General features: G+C 34.1%; 1 protein-coding gene. It reads right to left on the minus strand.

The features are described from left to right. Nucleotides 1-255: ATP-binding cassette domain-containing protein (locus tag TEPIDINF_RS15055; protein ID WP_421692413.1), on the minus strand; the 255-nt coding region annotated here is incomplete at both ends.

Here is a 255-nt window from a genome sequence, read left to right on the forward strand (position 1 = left end):
CAACTTTTCCTAAATACTTTTTCGCTATCTCTTCGGCCTTTTCTTTAGGCATATTTAATACCTTAATCGGAGCAATGGTTAAATTATCCAGAACTGTCATATGAGGGAATAAATTAAAATGCTGGAAAACCATACCTACGTGGGTTCTAACCATATTTAGATTAACCTTAGGATCAGATAAGTCATCACCATTAATAACCACTTTTCCTGCTTGAAACTCTTCTAAACGGTTTAAGCAACGTAAAAAGGTACTTT

Source organism: Tepidibacillus infernus (assembly GCF_048898065.1).
Taxonomy (GTDB): Bacteria; Bacillota; Bacilli; order Tepidibacillales; family Tepidibacillaceae; genus Tepidibacillus_B; species Tepidibacillus_B infernus.